Consider the following 15,926-nt stretch of genomic DNA (forward strand, 5'->3'; position numbering starts at 1 on the left):
CTCCGTATTTGATAGCAAATGAGAGACTTTGCAGCGTCTCGTTTACAGCTTTTCAGTGACCCAAGCCTGCACGCTGGCCAGCGCGGCGGGCAGCTTGGCGGGTTCGGTACCACCCGCCATCGCCATATCGGCCTTGCCGCCGCCCTTGCCACCCACTTGCGCGGCCAGGAAGTTGACCAGCTCACCGGCCTTGACCTTGCCCGTGGTGTCGGTGGTCACGCCCACCGCCAATTGCACCTTGTCGCCTTCGACCGCGGCCAGCACGATGACAGCCGTCTTGAGCTTGTCCTTGAGCTTGTCCATGGTCTCGCGCAGCGTCTTGGTGTCCGCGCCTTCCAGCTTGGCGGCCAACAACTTCACGCCCTTGATCTCCAGCGCTTGCGTCACCAGCTCGTCGCCCTGGGCGGAAGCCAGTTTGCCCTTGAGCGCAGAGATTTCTTTCTCCAGCGTCTTCACGTGGTCCACCACGCTGCTCAGGCGCTCGCCCAGCTCGGCCACAGGGGCCTTCAGCGTGGCAGCGGCTGCGCCTACGGTGTCTTCCAGGTCCTGCAGGTAGTGCAACGCATTGCTGCCCGTGATCGCTTCGATCCGGCGCACGCCAGCGGCCACGCCGCCTTCGGCCACGACCTTGAACAGGCCGATATCGCCGGTGCGGGTGACGTGTGTGCCGCCGCACAGTTCACGGCTGGTGCCGATGTCCAGCACGCGCACGGTCTCGCCGTACTTCTCGCCAAACAACATCATCGCGCCGGTCTTCTGGGCGGACTCGATGTCCATCACACGCGCTTGCGTCGCTGCATTCGACAGAATCTCTGCGTTGACGATATTTTCAATCGCACGAACTTGCGCGTCGGTCACCGGAGCGTTGTGCGCAAAGTCAAAGCGGGTGCGCTCGGCATTCACCAGCGAACCCTTTTGCTGCACATGCTCGCCCAGCACTTCGCGCAGGGCTTTGTGCATCAGGTGGGTGGCCGAGTGGTTGCGAATGGTGGCGGTGCGCTTTGCGATGTCTACTTGGGCAGTGACCGCATCGCCTACTTTCAGCGTACCGGTCTTCAACGTGCCGTGGTGGCCAAATACGTCGGCCTTGATCTTTTGTGTGTCCTCAACCCAGAAACGAATAGTGTCTGGCGGGAGGTTTATTTCAATGGTTTGTTTTGACTTAGGCTCATGGCCGGTAAACAAAACACCCTCATCGCCCACCTGGCCGCCGCTCTCGGAATAGAACGGCGTGGATTCCAACACCACGACGCCTTGTTGACCCGCATTCAGGGCCACAACCGGCGTACCGTCTGCGTAAAGCGCTACGATTTTGGTAGCTTGCGTGAGGTGGTCGTAACCGACAAAGGTGTTGCCCGCACCGGTGTATTCCAGCGCCTTGTCCATTTTGAACTTGCCAGCGGCGCGGCCAGCAGCCTTCTGCTTGTCCATCGCGGCTTGAAAACCCGCCTCATCGACAGTCACGTCGTTTTCACGGGCCACATCGTTGGTCAGGTCCAGCGGGAAGCCGTAGGTGTCGTGCAACTTGAAGGCCACATCACCAGGCAGCGTCTTCACGCCACCAGCCAGCGCTTCATCGAGGATCTGCATTCCGGTGGCCAGCGTTTCAAAGAAACGCTCTTCTTCGACGCGCAACACTTCGGTGATACGCGCTTCTTGGTTCGCCAGGTTGGGATAGGCCGCACCCATCACCTGCACCAGGTCTTTGACCAGCTTGTGGAAGAACGGCGTCTTCTTGCCCAGCTTGTAACCGTGGCGAATCGCGCGGCGGATGATGCGGCGCTGCACGTAGCCGCGGCCTTCGTTGCTCGGGATCACACCGTCGCTGACGAGGAACGCGGTGGCGCGGATGTGGTCGGCGATGACGCGCAGGGATTTGTTGTTCAGATCGGTACAGCCAGTCTCGCGGGCGGCGGCCTTGATCAGCACATCGAACAGGTCGATCTCGTAGTTGCTGTGCACGTGTTGCAGGATCGCGGCCAGGCGCTCCAGGCCCATGCCGGTATCCACGCAGGGCGCGGGCAGTTTGACGATGCTGCCGTCGGCCTGCATGTCGAACTGCATAAACACGTGGTTCCAGATTTCGATGAAGCGGTCGCCGTCTTCGCCCGGGCTGCCGGGCGGGCCGCCGGGGATGTGGTCACCGTGGTCGTAGAAGATTTCGGAGCACGGGCCGCAGGGGCCGGTGTCGGCCATCATCCAGAAGTTGTCGGACTTGTACTTGCCGCCCTTGTTGTCACCGATGCGGATCACGCGCTCGGGCGGCAGGCCGATTTCCTTGGTCCAAATGTCGTAGGCCTCGTCGTCGTCGATGTAGCAGGTGGCCGTCAGTTTGTCTGCGGGCAGCTTGTAGACCTGGGTCAGCAGCTCCCAGCCCCACTTCAGCGAATCGCGCTTGAAGTAATCACCAAAGCTCCAGTTGCCCAGCATCTCAAAGAAGGTGTGGTGGCGCGCGGTGTAGCCCACGTTTTCCAGATCGTTGTGTTTGCCGCCGGCGCGCAGGCAGGCTTGCACGGAGGCTGCACGCACGTAAGAGCGCTTGTCGGTGCCGAGAAACACGTCCTTGAACTGCACCATGCCGGAGTTGGTGAACATCAGCGTGGGGTCGTTGCCTGGCACCAGCGGGCTGGACGCCACCACGGTGTGGCCCTTGGAGGCAAAGAAGTCGAGGAAAGTCTTGCGGATGTCGGCAACACTCATTACGGGCTGGGTCATGTCTGTATTTCTTCGAGCGTGGGGGTCAATGGAGCCCTCTATTATCGCCGCCCTGCGCCACTCGCTTGCGCGGTAGTTGGATTGGACAAAACAAGGGTAAACACCGCTGTAAAAAGCCGCCAGCCCCAACTAACATGTTAGTTATGAATCAGGCTGCAGCCACACTTCCAGATGACGCCACCAGCCAGCGCGTACGGGCCTACCAGGGCTTTACCCAGCAAATTTTCACGGGCGGCATTCGCGCCGGGCAATTCGTCTCGCAGCGCGAACTGATGCTGCTGCTGGACATGCCCTTGGGCGCCGTGCGCGAGATGATTCCGCGGCTGGAAGCGGCCGGTTTGGTCAAAACCGTGCCGCAGCGCGGACTGCAGGTGGCGCACGTGGATCTGAAGCTGATCCGCAACGCCTTTCAGGTGCGTTCCATGATCGAGCGTGAAGCGGTGCGGGGCTTTGTGCACAGCGCCAGCGACGCCGAGCTGGCGGCCATTGAAGCCAGCCACCACGCCATATTGCAAAGAACCGAAGCGCCTGATGCCCTGCACGACGCCGCCCTGCTGGACGATGCCCAGGCGGTGGACTGGGGCCTGCATGACCGCATGGTGGACGCACTGGGCAATGACATCATTTCCGAGCAGTACCGCGTCAACAGCCTGCGTGTGCGCCTGATCAAGCTGGAGCAAAGCGTGATCACGCCCAGCCGCTTGATCCCCGCCATGCTGGAGCACGTGCGCTTTATTGAGGCCCTGCGCCAGCGCAATGCCGCGCTGGCAATGGAGTTACTCGAAGACCACATCACCAGCGCCCGCAACCGTGTGATGAACGCACCGCTGGAGCAGGTGCGCAGCGAATGGCCGCCCAACACCCCAAGGAGAGTCCTTTGAACCCTGATATCCACGGCCTTTGGCCTGCCCTGCTGCTGCCCATGGACGCCAGCGGCGCACTCGATACGCCCCGCGCTATCGCCCACGCGCAGCGCATGCTGCAAGCCGGGTGTGATGGTGTCACGCTGTTTGGCACCACGGGTGAGGGCCCGGCCTTCACGATGGCCGAGCGCAAGGCCCTGCTGGAATCCCTGCTGGGTGCGGGCGTACGGGCAGACCAGGTTGTGGTGACCACCACGACGCTGGCGCTGGACGATGCCATTGAGTTGGGCCGCCACGCGAGCCGCCTGGGCGTGCACCGCCAGATGTTGATGCCGCCCTTCTTCTTCAACCAACCCAAGGACGCCGGCATTGTGGAAGCCGTGTCGCAGGTGGTGCGCGGCATTGGCGATGATCGCTTGAAGCTACTGCTCTACCATTTCCCTGCCATGAGCACCTTTGGTTTCTCCCACGCCGCGATTGCCGAGTTGGTCAAACGCCACCCCGGCCAGGTGGTGGGTGTGAAGGACAGCAGCGGCGACTTGGCACATTCGCTGGCGCTGGCCAAAGCCTTCCCGCAACTGGCCATTCTTGTGGGTGCAGAACCCCATGTGGCGCCGGTGATGTGCGAAGGGGGCTCGGGTTCCATCAATGGCCTGGCCAATATTGCCCCGCGGCTGATGAAACGCGTGATGAGCGCCCCTGCGCAGGTAGCGCCGGCCGATGCGCAACTGATTCTGGACTTGCTTCAGCTATTGTCGATACTGCCGGGCATGCCTTTTGTGGGCGTGTACAAAGCGATGCTGGCCGAACAAACCGGCGACAACGCCTGGTTGCACATGCGCGCACCGCTCAGCCCCTTGGATAACACTGAGCTGCAATCCGTGCGCAGCGGTTATCGTGCAATAACTGGCGCTTTGAGCCAACTGTAAATTCACATAAATAATGGAGACAACACCATGACCCCATCCCACCTGAGCCGCCGCACCGTCCTGGGCGCCGCTGCCGCCCTGGGTGCCACCGCTTTGCCCGCCATGGCGCAGACCAAAACCGTGCTGCGCATTTCCACCCCCGCCGTGCCCGACGACTGGCACGCCAAGATGTGGACCGTGTTCAAGGAGCAGTTGGAAAAAACGGCACCCGGTGAGTTCGATGTGCAGATCAACCTGAACGCCACCCTGTTCAAGCAGGGCGCCGAGCCCGCCGCCATGGCGCGCGGCAACCTGGAGCTGACCAGCATCTCGGCGTTTGACATTGCCAAGCTGGTGCCCGAGTTCTCCATTTTCACGGCCGGTTATGTGGTGCGCGACCCGGACCAACAGCAAAAAATCTTCAACGGCCCCATCGGCACCGAGCTGTTCAAGCTGGTGTCCGAAAAGATGGACGTCACTCCTCTGTCCACGGTGTACCTGGGTACCCGCCAGGTGAATCTGCGCGATGCCAAGCCCGTCAAGACACCCGCCGACCTCAAGGGTGTGAAGCTGCGCATGCCCGGCTCCAAGGAGTGGCTGTTTCTGGGCGATGCGCTGGGCGCCACCGCCACACCCCTGGCCTTTGGTGAGGTCTACATGGGCCTGAAGACCGGCACCATCGATGGCCAGGACAACCCCCTGCCCTCGGTACGTGCCGCCAAGTTTTATGAAGTCACCAAACAACTGGTGCTGACCAGTCACCTGGTGGATGGCATCTTCATTGCCATCTCCAACAAGAGTTTCAACGCGCTGACCGCCGCGCAAAAGCAAAAGGTGACTGCCGCCGCCCAGGCCGCTGCCGCCTACAACAACGAAAACCGCATCAAGGAAGAAGGCCAGTTGGTGGAGTTCTTCAAGAAGGAAGGTCTGCAGGTCACCACCCCCGATGTGGATGCCTTCCGCAAATCGGTGCAGGCCACCTACCAGGCGTCTGACTACGCCAAGGTCTGGCCCAAGGGATTGCTGGACCGCATCAACGCGACCAAATAAGCGACGCCTCCAACATGCTGCGTCGACTGCAACAGGCCGCCAACCTTCTGGGCGGCGGCCTTTTCCTGACCCTGTTTGTCGTTTTCATCGTCCAGATCGTTGCGCGATTTGGCTTCAACAAGCCTTTGCCCTGGACCGATGAAGCGGCCGTGATTCTGTATGTGTGGGTGATCCTCTGGGCCGCCGCTGCCGTGGTGCCCGAGCGCGAACACGTGGTCTTTGACCTGGTGTGGAACAGTGTGGGCTACCGCGCCCGCCAGGCCATGCGCATCGTGGGCAACCTGCTGGTGGGTGGCCTGGCGCTGGTGGCCATTCCCGCGAGCTGGGACTACGTGCACTTCATGAACCGTGAAGGCTCACCGGTGCTGGGCATTTCCTTCATGTGGATTTTCCTGCCCTTTGTGTTGCTGTTGATTGCCTTGGTGATCCGCTGCAGTTGGGCCATCTGGAACTCCGTGCTTGGCATCGGCCTGGAAACGGAGCTGCGCCTATGACCTCGGGTATCTGGATTTTGGTGCTCGTGCTGGCCGGCGGCATGCTGCTGCGCATGCCCATCGGCTTTTCCATGCTGGCAGCGGGCATTGCCTACCTGGTGGCCAAGGGGCAAGACATTGGTCTGGTGGCTGAGCAGGTGGGCAATGGCCTGTACAACAGCTATGTGCTGTTGGCGGTGCCGCTCTTCGTGTTTGCCGCCAACATCATGAATGCGGGCACCGTGAGCGAGCGCATTTTTGACTTCTGCCGCATTCTGGTGGGCCGCATGCGCGGGGGTCTGGCGCAGGTGGACATTCTGGTCAGCGTGATCTTCTCGGGCATGAGCGGCAGCGCCATCGCAGATGCGGCCGGGCCGGGCCTGGTCACCATCCGCCAGATGCTGAAAAAGCCCGAATACACGCGCGGTTTTGCGGGTGCCGTGGTGGTGGCCAGCGCGACGCTGGGCCCCATCATTCCGCCCAGCATTCCCATGGTGATTTACGCGCTGGTGTCGGGTGCCTCGGTAGGTGCGCTGTTCCTCGGCGGCGTGGTGCCAGGCTTTCTGATGGCGAGCTTGATGATGGGCGTGGTGCACATCATTGCGGTCAAACGCAATATGCCGCGCGACGAACCCGTGCCCCGCTCTGAATGGGCCGGACTGATCTTCCGCGGTGCCCTGCCCCTCTCCATGCCCATCGTGCTCCTGGGGGGCATTTACTCCGGTGCCTTCACACCCACCGAGGCTGCGGCTGTGGCGGCACTGCACGCCCTGATTCTGTCCACCGTGGTGTTTCGCGCTTTGACCTGGCGCAGCTTCTGGGGTGTGGTGATGGAATCCACCCGCGGCAGCGCGGTGATCACACTGATCCTGGCCGGCTCCTTCATGCTGAACTACGCCTTCACAGCCGAAGGCGTACCCCAAAGCATGGCGTTGTGGGTGGACGGCATGCACCTGTCCCAGTTGCAGTTTCTGCTGCTGGTGAATGTGATGTTTCTGGTGCTGGGCTGCTTTCTCGATGTGTCTGTGCTGCTGCTGGTCTTCGTGCCCATGCTCCTGCCAGCAGCCAAGCTGCTGGGGGTGGACCTGGTCCACTTTGGTGTGCTGGTGGTGCTGAACATGATGATCGGCCTGATTCACCCACCTTTTGGCATGCTTCTGTTTGTCACCAAAGCGCTCACGGGCATTCCTATTGGTGAAATGATGAAAGAGGGCTGGCCCTTCCTGGTCATGCTGCTCTGCCTTTTACTGGCCATTACTGTTTTCCCGCAAATCGTGCTCTGGTTGCCACAAACCATGGGCTACGTTACCCATTAACCCAGGCCAAACACCATGCAACTTACACCCGCCAACACCTTGCCCCACGACGGCACCACCGGCGCCCTGGCAGCCCGCATATGGCGCGAGGACCTGCAGGGCCCCAGCGTCGTGGCGCTGCGTGAGGGAGCCGTCATCGATATCACGCGCAGCTTTCCCACCATGCGCGACCTGTGCGAGGCACCCGACCCGGCGGCGGCCTTGCGGGCCGCGCAAGGCGAGGTCATGGGGTCCATTGCAGAGGTGTTGGCCAACACGCCGCCCGCCACCCGCGACCCCAGCCGCCCCTGGTTGCTGGCGCCGTGTGATCTGCAAGCCATCAAGGCGGCAGGCGTCACCTTTGCCACGTCCATGCTGGAGCGCGTGATTGAGGAAAAGGCGCGTGGCAACCCGGCCGCAGCGGCCACCATCCGCACCGAAATTGCAGCCTTGATTGGCGATGACCTGTCGCGCCTGAAGCCCGGCTCGGATGCAGCCATGGCGCTCAAGCAGGTGTTGCTACAACAAGGGGCCTGGAGCCAGTACCTCGAAGTGGGCATTGGCCCGGACGCCGAGATATTCACCAAAGCCCCCGCTATGGCAGCCGTGGGCACCGGGTTTGACGCCGGTCTGCACCCTTCTTCCACCTGGAACAACCCCGAGCCCGAAGTGGTGCTGGCGGTCAATTCGCGCGGCAGCATCGTTGGCGCCAGCCTGGGGAACGATGTGAACTTGCGCGATGTAGAGGGCCGCTCCGCCCTGCTGCTGGGCAAGGCCAAGGACAACAATGCGTCGGCCGCCATCGGCCCGTTCATTCGTTTCTTCGACAACAGCTTTTCACTGGACGACGTGCGCCAGGCCACGCTGATGCTGCGCGTGGAGGGCACCGATGGGTTTGTCATGGACGGCTTCTCCAGCATGGCCCGTATCAGCCGCGACCCTGCAGACCTGGCCGCGCAGATGATGGGCCCACACCACCAGTACCCCGATGGCGCCATGCTGTTCCTCGGCACGCTGTTTGCCCCGGTGCAAGACCGCGACACACCCGGTGGCGGCTTCACCCACAAGCTGGGCGACCTCGTGACCATCACCACCCCCAAGCTGGGCACCCTGACCAACCGCATGCAGCAAACCGACCATTGCCCCCCTTGGACTTTTGGCGTTTCGCACCTGATGCGCAATCTGGCCAAGCGCGGATTGCTCTAGGGCCTGTTCACACTAATTTCCCGAGATGCGTTGCGGATCAAGAAGGCCATGCACAAGGCGCGGAACGCGGCCGGGGTATTCCCCCGGCAAGGCTTCGCAACGCCGCGCAGGGCCTTTTTGGCCGCAACCCGAAGGGAACAGGATTAAAACAGCGCCACTCGTTGTTGCACTCCTAGCCAAGACGGCCAGTCTTGGCGTCGTCGCGCGCCTAGATTGGCGGTGTTTTAACCACGTTCGCACTCGGGAAATTAGTGTGAACAGGCCCTAGTCCCGCCCCAAGTGGCCCCATCCATGGGGTCGCAGGCGGTACAGCACCGCCTGCAAAAAACAGCTACGCTTATAGGCTGTTACCGACACCAAGCGACTGGAACCGACACCATGGACATGAAGACCTCCCCCCTCGCCCTACTGAACGACCCCACCCTGCTCAAGACCGACGGCCTGATCAACGGCCAGTGGGTCAAGGGCAGCTCACGTTTTGATGTAAATGACCCCTCCAACGGCGCCAAGCTGGCCGACGTGGCCAACCTGGGCCCCAAAGACGCCGAGGCCGCCATTGCCGCAGCCAATGCCGCCTGGCCCGCCTGGCGTGCCAAGACCGGCAAAGAGCGCAGCATCATCCTGCGCAAGTGGTTCGACCTGTTGATGGCGAATCAGGAAGACCTGGGCCGCCTGATGACTGCCGAGCAAGGCAAGCCGTTTGCAGAGGCGAAAGGCGAAGTCGCCTACGGCGCCAGCTTTGTCGAATGGTTTGCGGAAGAAGCCAAACGCGTCAATGGCGAAACCCTGCCCCAGTTCGACAATAACCGCCGCCTAATGGTCATCAAACAACCCGTCGGTGTGTGCGCCGCCATCACGCCGTGGAACTTCCCGCTGGCCATGATTACGCGCAAAGTGGCGCCTGCACTGGCCGCCGGTTGCCCCGTCGTTATCAAGCCCGCTGAACTGACCCCCCTGACCGCGCTGGCCGCTGCCGAGCTGGCCATCCGCGCCGGCATTCCTGCCGGTGTGCTCAACATCCTGAGCGCCGACAGCGCCAACTCCATCGCCATCGGCAAGGTCATCTGCGCCAGCGATGTAGTGCGCCACATCAGCTTCACCGGCTCCACCGAAGTCGGCCGCATCCTGATGGCGCAAAGCGCACCCACTATCAAGAAAATGTCGCTGGAGTTGGGCGGTAACGCACCGTTCATTGTGTTTGACGACGCCGACATCGACAGCGCCGTCGAAGGCGCCTTCGCCAGCAAATACCGCAACGCCGGCCAGACCTGCGTCTGCACCAACCGCTTCTATGTGCAAGAGGGCGTGTACGACCAGTTCGTGGAGAAGTTCGCCGCCAAGGTCAAGACGGCCAAGGTCGGCAACGGCTTTGAAGACGGCGTGAACCAGGGCCCGCTGATTGAAGACGCTGCCGTCGACAAGGTCGAACGCCATGTGAAAGACGCCATTGCCAAGGGCGGTCGCGTGCTGGTCGGAGGCCATCGCCTGACTTCTGTGGGCAAACAATTCTTCGAACCCACCGTGGTGGCCGACGCCACCGCCGACATGCAGTGCGCCAAGGAAGAAACCTTTGGCCCCTTCGCCCCCGTGTTCAAGTTCAAAACCGAGCAGGAAGCCATTGACGCGGCCAACAACACCGAGTTCGGCCTGGCCAGCTACTTCTACAGCCGCGACATCGGCCGTATCTACCGTGTGGGCGAAGCGCTGGAGTACGGCATGGTGGGTATCAACGTCGGCATTCTGGCAACTGAACACGTGCCCTTTGGCGGCATGAAACAGTCCGGCCTGGGCCGCGAAGGCTCGCACTTCGGCATGGACGACTATGTGGAGATCAAGTACCTCTGCATTGGGGATATTCAGAAGTAATCACTGCATAAAGAAAAGGGCTCCGATGGAGCCTTTTTTGTGATCAATGTTTGATATGAGAGGCGGCGCAGCCCTTGCGCCGCCTCTCGATGGACGGGTTAGGCGCTGGGTTTGAAGCGCGCATTTTTTGGTATTCCGACGTTTGGCTGTAATAGCTTGGTCATGTAATCGGGATCGTGATAACAATCCCAGTATTCGAGACCGTGAAAGGCGCGGAGAGTAACTCGAATGGCTCCCGCCCCAACGATCTTCGCTCCTACCCACTTCTTAGAACGGAACTGCTCATACCGGCGAACGTTGTCAGGAACATGAATCGTTGCATTGCCTTGTACCGTCCATTGTCGGGACTTGAGCAGCTCTGTCGTGACTAGTGAAACGATGGTGGGCGGTTTGCTAGTCTGGTGTTCTGCGCTTTGCTCAATGCAAGGCCAGAACGCACACCCATAGCTTGCCATTGAGCCCTGCTCGATCGAAAGAATCTGACCCAAACCTAAAGGATCATCAACTTTTGGGGCATACGGATCTCCCAGCGGAATCGCAAAGTAGTCGCCAGCAGTGAATGGTTTGCGTGGCATGAGGCGTCTAACATTTAAGCTGAGCCGCGAGTGGCGGCCTGCCGACGCGAGTTGGCTCGGGCGACAGGCTAGGCCGCAGAGTTCTCGATGACACCCTCATTTCGGAACCTTGGCCGGCGCGGCGCGACCTGCTTTGACCCATAGGGCACCGAATGCGGAGAGAACCAAAACCCCTGCGGCCAATCGCAGATAGTCCCCAAGCTCTATCGCGCTACCTCGAAACAGCTCCATCACCACAAAGGCAAGCCCATGAGCCCATATGCAGAACCCAACCATGAAGTAGGTGGCCCATTTCGCGGCCTTAGTTCTGTACCTGACGTAGTAGGTGAGCGTACCTGCCGCAAGCAGGGCCCCAATTGCAAAAATAGCCTGATCCGGCTGTACTCCGTGACCGGAGAGTAGCGGTTCGACCACAGATGAAAAGACCAGGACCAAACCAACAGCTACCGCGGCTCCTGCCAGCAACCATGCCATAGCCTGGTCAAGCAGTCGAAGTACAGGATGCATTTCTGCGGCCTAACGTAAAAATGACCGGGCTACCAACACTTGCGGCGGAGCCGCCTCCTGCTGTTGTGGGTCCGTGTCGATTGACACGTTAGAGGGCGAGTGTGAGGCCACGAAACCTCCTAGGTGTTTAGACGAGGGAACCATACGCCTTTGAAGTTCGGCGGACCCATATTCGGAATTACGTGATTCTGGTCGAGGTCGCGAACGTCCACATCTTCGAGCACTTCAATCGGCTCAAACGACCAGCCGGATTGCGAGCATGCGTTACGAGCGAGAGTCTCCGCCTCCAATCGGGAACCGGCTGTAACGCCAATACCGAGTCCGCGAGCAAGCACAAACCAAAACCGGCGCAAAGAAGGATCTTTGAGGAGCACCATGTTCATTCGACGCCGTCTAACGTCAAAGCGTGCCCGGCACGCAGCAAACGCCGCGCAGCGGCATTCTGCTGTTGTGTGTCCGTGCCGAGCAAAATGTTATGTGTCACTGACGGTCTCCATGGTTGCCGCCAAAAATGTGACACTTGGATCTTGTTCGAAGTTTCTTACTTCAATTCGTGCAGAGTCCCAATGGCGATCGGAGATGTCCACTATCTCCATTCCTGACAAGGAACCATTAAAACCTTCGTCGATTCGCAGATTGGACACACCTGAAAAGCGCAGGTGCCGCTTTCTTCCTTGGCCTTGGGCAATCAGCTCAATGTAGCTGTCTTTCCAAGACTGCCAGTCGATGTGGTAGTGAAAATCAACGAGGTCCATATTGCTAAAGCCTGCAAGGAGAACAGTGTCATTCATTCATTTCCCCGTGACACATAACGTAATTTAGATCGCAAACCACTGCGAAATAACATGGCGAATCTGCCGATAAAACCCACACAAACCCTTACCGGCATTGCATTCCTCGCTATACCTAAAGTAGCAACAAACCTCGCAATTGCCGAAGCTCGTCTGTCCTCTATATCTCCACCCATTGTCCACGGCCCAACCAAGCCTGGATATCCCCCATTCGGGTGAATCTTCAACCGTTCAATAGATCAGCCGCCCATCAACATTCATCACACCAATATCGACAAAACTGCTGCCCGTATTCCCCTTGCTGAAGTCCACCCGAAAACCACCCAGGTCCACTTCACCCATGGCTTTGAGGCTGCGGGCCAGTGTGGCGCCGGTGATGTCTTTGTCCCTGGACCGCAACAGGGCCTCGCCCACCACTTTGGCGGACATATAGCCTTCCAGATGGAAAGGCGTGTACTCCTTGATGTCGGGGAATGACACCTTCATGGCGGATTGGAACTCCCGCAAAAGGGGCAGTACGCGGCCGTTGGGATTGGGGTAGGTCTGGGCAATACCCACACCACGTGCGCCTGCAAGCCCCGCCACCTTGATCAACAGGCCGGGCTGCACATACGAGAGTACAAAAATCGACTGGGTCACACCCGCCTTGCGCAGTGCGGCGACGCCATCCACCGAGAATCGAGGCGCGCCCACGATGAGGATGCCCTGGGGGCTCTGCGCGGCCAGTTCGGCGGCGGCCTGGGTCAGGGACTTTTCATCTATCGCGGATTTCACGCTCTTGAACGCCAGACCCGCAACACGGGTGGACTCGGTTTGCGCAACGGCTTCGCCTGATATGCCCATGGCGAAGTCCTGGTAGAGCATCGACAGCTTGCTGATGCCGATGGTGCGCGCGTGGTTGACGATTTTCTCGATCTGCTGCTTGTCACCGGCCCGTATGTGAAACAGCTTGCGGTGGCCCGGGTTGCGCAGGCTTTCTGCGCCCGGAATGGCGTTCACGACCACCACATCGGCGTTGTCCAGCAACTTGTCGTCGAGCATGCGCTTGATGGCGGTAGAGCCAATCGGGCTGATCAGGGCCACGGGGCGCTTCTCCATGGCCGACGCGAAACGCTCGACAAACTTGTCGGCGTTGTATTCGTCGTCCATCTTGAACAGCACCACTTTGCGCCCCTGGACACCGGTTTTATTGAGTTGCGCCAGATAGGACGTGGCGCCCTGGTTGATTTCCAGGGCTTCCGTGACTGGAATGTTGGTGAACGGCGCTACCTGACCGATCACGATGTCGCCGCCGGTCTGCGCGTTGGCGACCAGTGTGCATACGGAAAGTAATCCTCCCAAGGTCCATTGAACGATGGGCTTGAACATGCTTTTTTTCATTTTTGTGCGCAACGTCGTAGGCGTTGAGTTTGATTTTCTGATGCTCGACAACTATGCGTGCCGAAACTTGTTTGCCCAATGCGACGACGCCACTTTCAGTTATTCCGGGCCGGCATTCCGGGAAGAACGTCACGCATTGCAGCAACGTCTCTTATATCCGGGTTTTCCCGCACGGCCCGCGACATCGTATAAATCCAAGCCTTGACAATATTTGCCTAGGCAAGTATTATTCGCAACATCCATGAAAAAGCCGACACCCTCTTCCCCCCAAGCGGATGCGCAAGCCACGCCCTTTTATTGCGCAAAGGACTACCGCCCTGAAGACAGCATTGCCTATCTGGTCCGCCAGATCCTGGATGCCGTTGCCCAGGAGGTGGAAAAGCAGTTGGCGCACACCGAGCTGACCAACGCGCAGTGGATTCCCCTTTTCAAGCTGTACATGGGCAAAGCCTCCACCGTGGCCGAACTGGCCCGCGAATGCCGCCTGGACGCGGGCGCCATGACACGCACGCTGGACCGGCTGGAAGCCAAGGGCCTGTGCCAGCGCGCCCGCTCAGAGGTCGACCGCCGCGTGGTCAACATCACGCTGACTGAGGCCGGCACCGAAGCCGCCCGCGACATTCCCAAGATATTGAGCCGTGTGCAAAACGCCAATCTGGTGGGTTTCTCGGTCGAGGAGTTTGAAACCCTCAAGAGCTATCTGCACCGCATCCTGAACAACACCCGCGCACCGAGCGCCCCAACACCAACCGACCCACCCCATGACGCCTCTTCACCTGCAACCTCTGGAAACAACCATGCGGAATGACTTCCCCATCTCTACCCGCTGGGCCCGCCACGCACTGACCGTGGTGGCCCTGGCATCCCTCACAGCTTGCGCCAACTTCTCCGGTATTTTTTCGCAGGCCAAGCCGATCACGCCGCAGGCAGTGGGCCTGTCTGAAACGCCCATCCCCGCCAACAACCCGGCGCTGGACGCCCAGTGGTGGAAGACCTTTGGCGACAGCCAGCTCAACACCCTGGTGGACCTGGCACTGGCCAACAACCCCTCGCTGCGCGTGGCCCAGGCCCGCTTGCAGCGCGTGCAGGCCGGTATCGACAACGCTGACGCGGCCAACCTGCCCCAAGTGAACGCCAGCCTGGATGCCACACAACAGAAATTCACCAAGAACGGCATGATCCCCGCGCCGCTGGCCGGCTCGACCCGTGACAGCGGCACCCTGCAGGCCAGCGCCTCGTGGGAGCTCGACCTGTTTGGCAAAAACCGCGCAGCACTGGACGCTGCTATTGGCCAAAGCCGTGCCGCTGCAGCCGACGCGCAAGCCGCCCGCATGCTGCTGGCCAGCAATGTGGCGCGCAACTACTTTCAGTGGCTGCGTATCCAGGGGCAACTCGATGTGGCACAGCGCACGCTGGCGCAGCGCGAGCAGTCAAAACAACTGGTGCAGGACCGCGTGAAGGCCGGGCTCGACACCCAGCTCGAACTGCAGCAAAGCGAAAGTGGTCTGCCCGACGCGCGCTACCAGATCGAAGCGCTGAAGGAACAGGACGCCCTGCTGCGCAATGCCCTGACCGCTCTGACTTCACAGCAAAATCAGGCTCTAGCCCTCATCAAACCTGCGCAAGCAGCTATCAATACAGTAGCAAATACACAGGGCGAAGTGCAGTCCATCCCGCTGGACCTGCTGGGCCGCCGCGCCGACGTGTCCGCCGCACGCTGGCGCGTGGAGGCTGCGACCCGCGATGTGGACAGCGCCCGCGCCCAGTTCTACCCCAACATCAACCTCACCGCGTTTGCCGGCTTCTCCAGCATCGGGCTGGAGCGGCTGGTGGAGAGCGGCAGCGAACAATGGGGCGTGGGCCCGGCGATCCGCCTGCCCCTGTTTGAAGGGGGCCGCCTGCGCGCCAACCTGAAGGGCAAGGCCGCCGACCTGGACGCCGCCATTGAAACCTACAACGGCGCCGTGATCGACGCCGTGCGCGACGTGGCCGACCAGTTGGCCAGCACCCAGGCGCTGCGCCGCCAGCAGGCCGAGCAGCAGTCTGCCCTGCGCTCTGCCGAAGCGGCCTACAACATTGCCGTGCAACGCTACGAAGCCGGGCTGGGTAACTACCTCAACGTGCTCAACGCCGAGACCGCCGTGCTGGCCCAACGCCGCCTGGGCGTGGACCTGACCGCCCGCAGCCTGGACACCCAGGTGCAACTGATACGCGCCCTGGGCGGTGGTTACACCGAACCCCAGGCCAACACAGCAGCCGTGGCTGCCGCCAAGTAATCGAACACCCCTTCTTTCAAG

Annotated in this window: 14 protein-coding genes; 9 read left to right on the forward strand and 5 right to left on the reverse strand. The window is 60.7% G+C overall.

The window, feature by feature from the left end; all coding sequences use genetic code 11:
• Positions 1-42: 42 nt before the first annotated feature.
• Entirely contained in the window at positions 43-2,715 is a 2,673-nt protein-coding gene (gene alaS / locus RS694_RS12575) for an alanine--tRNA ligase (protein WP_029708366.1), read from the reverse strand.
• Between the two features lie 143 nt (positions 2,716-2,858).
• Here alaS and RS694_RS12580 point away from each other — a divergent pair, with 143 nt between their 5' ends.
• The 7 genes from RS694_RS12580 (at position 2,859) to RS694_RS12610 (ending at position 10,376) form a co-directional block, all read left to right on the forward strand.
• On the forward strand, positions 2,859-3,596 hold the full coding sequence (locus RS694_RS12580) for a GntR family transcriptional regulator (protein ID WP_076069655.1): 738 nt from the start codon (positions 2,859-2,861) through the stop codon (positions 3,594-3,596).
• Complete coding sequence (locus tag RS694_RS12585; RefSeq protein ID WP_161631571.1) at positions 3,593-4,507, forward strand: dihydrodipicolinate synthase family protein; 915 nt, start codon at positions 3,593-3,595, stop codon at positions 4,505-4,507. Before RS694_RS12580 ends, RS694_RS12585 begins: the two co-directional genes overlap by 4 nt.
• A 27-nt stretch (positions 4,508-4,534) precedes the next feature.
• Positions 4,535-5,536, forward strand: a complete 1,002-nt coding sequence (locus RS694_RS12590; protein WP_029708363.1) for a sialic acid TRAP transporter substrate-binding protein SiaP — start codon at positions 4,535-4,537, stop codon at positions 5,534-5,536.
• 14 nt (positions 5,537-5,550) lie between these two features.
• Positions 5,551-6,030: a TRAP transporter small permease gene (locus RS694_RS12595; RefSeq protein WP_029708362.1), complete on the forward strand. Its 480-nt coding sequence runs from the start codon at positions 5,551-5,553 to the stop codon at positions 6,028-6,030.
• Positions 6,027-7,325 carry a TRAP transporter large permease gene (locus RS694_RS12600; RefSeq protein WP_029708361.1) on the forward strand — a complete coding sequence of 433 codons (1,299 nt, stop codon included), beginning with the start codon at positions 6,027-6,029 and terminating at the stop codon, positions 7,323-7,325. The genes RS694_RS12595 and RS694_RS12600 overlap by 4 nt, the downstream gene beginning before the upstream one ends.
• A 15-nt stretch (positions 7,326-7,340) precedes the next feature.
• The gene (locus RS694_RS12605; RefSeq protein ID WP_029708360.1) at positions 7,341-8,510 is read left to right on the forward strand and encodes a fumarylacetoacetate hydrolase family protein; all 1,170 of its coding nucleotides are present in this window, start codon (positions 7,341-7,343) and stop codon (positions 8,508-8,510) included.
• 378 nt (positions 8,511-8,888) lie between these two features.
• Complete coding sequence (locus RS694_RS12610; protein WP_029708359.1) at positions 8,889-10,376, forward strand: NAD-dependent succinate-semialdehyde dehydrogenase; 1,488 nt, start codon at positions 8,889-8,891, stop codon at positions 10,374-10,376.
• 98 nt (positions 10,377-10,474) lie between these two features.
• Here the strand turns inward: RS694_RS12610 and RS694_RS20510 are convergent, their stop codons facing one another.
• The 4 genes from RS694_RS20510 to RS694_RS12630 all read right to left on the reverse strand — a co-directional run bounded on the left by RS694_RS20510 (position 10,475) and on the right by RS694_RS12630 (position 13,617).
• Positions 10,475-10,951: a hypothetical protein gene (locus RS694_RS20510; protein ID WP_152528849.1), complete on the reverse strand. Its 477-nt coding sequence runs from the start codon at positions 10,949-10,951 to the stop codon at positions 10,475-10,477.
• 96 nt (positions 10,952-11,047) lie between these two features.
• Positions 11,048-11,425 (reverse strand): hypothetical protein, encoded by a 378-nt coding sequence (locus RS694_RS12615; RefSeq protein ID WP_037247619.1) that lies wholly within the window; start codon positions 11,423-11,425, stop codon positions 11,048-11,050.
• A gap of 506 nt (positions 11,426-11,931) precedes the next feature.
• Positions 11,932-12,249, reverse strand: a complete 318-nt coding sequence (locus RS694_RS12625; protein ID WP_029708356.1) for a hypothetical protein — start codon at positions 12,247-12,249, stop codon at positions 11,932-11,934.
• A 231-nt stretch (positions 12,250-12,480) separates the two neighbouring features.
• Entirely contained in the window at positions 12,481-13,617 is a 1,137-nt protein-coding gene (locus RS694_RS12630; RefSeq protein ID WP_051391962.1) for an ABC transporter substrate-binding protein, read from the reverse strand.
• A gap of 253 nt (positions 13,618-13,870) precedes the next feature.
• On the opposite strand from RS694_RS12630, the gene RS694_RS12635 reads away from it, so the two are divergent.
• Together RS694_RS12635 and RS694_RS12640 are read left to right on the forward strand one after the other, a co-directional pair.
• A complete protein-coding gene (locus RS694_RS12635; RefSeq protein ID WP_076069658.1) occupies positions 13,871-14,437 on the forward strand; it encodes a MarR family winged helix-turn-helix transcriptional regulator in 567 nt (188 codons plus the stop codon).
• Entirely contained in the window at positions 14,427-15,905 is a 1,479-nt protein-coding gene (locus RS694_RS12640; protein ID WP_051391956.1) for an efflux transporter outer membrane subunit, read from the forward strand. Before RS694_RS12635 ends, RS694_RS12640 begins: the two co-directional genes overlap by 11 nt.
• Positions 15,906-15,926 lie beyond the last annotated feature (21 nt).

Source organism: Rhodoferax saidenbachensis (genome assembly GCF_001955715.1).
GTDB classification, from domain to species: Bacteria; Pseudomonadota; Gammaproteobacteria; order Burkholderiales; family Burkholderiaceae_C; genus Allorhodoferax; species Allorhodoferax saidenbachensis.